Genomic DNA, 285 nt, shown 5'->3' with positions numbered 1-285 from the left:
TTTTATACTGGTCTTCCAGGCGGTACGAACCTGCTCAACAACGTTATCCGGCAGGCTGGCGTAGTCCAGATCATTCGCCTGCTTAGCGCCATTTTTGTAGGCCCAGTCGAAGAACTTCAGCACTTCAGCACCCTGCTCAGGTTTCTTCTGCGCTTTGTGGACCAGGATAAAGGTGGTGGAGGTGATTGGCCACACATCGTCACCTTTCTGGTTGGTCAGATCCTGCGCGAAGGTTTTGCTCCAGTCTGCGCCTTTCGCCGCATTAGAGAAGCTCTCTTCCGTCGG

Annotated in this window: 1 pseudogene; it reads right to left on the bottom strand. The window is 53.7% G+C overall.

Annotated elements, in window-relative coordinates:
* Window positions 1-285 (bottom strand): annotated as a pseudogene (locus J4G32_RS21235) (phosphate ABC transporter substrate-binding protein PstS); the annotation flags it as partial.

The organism is Microvirga antarctica, assembly GCF_017921815.1.
GTDB lineage: Bacteria > Pseudomonadota > Alphaproteobacteria > Rhizobiales > Beijerinckiaceae > Microvirga > Microvirga antarctica.
This window is presented reverse-complemented; position numbering and strand designations above follow the sequence as displayed.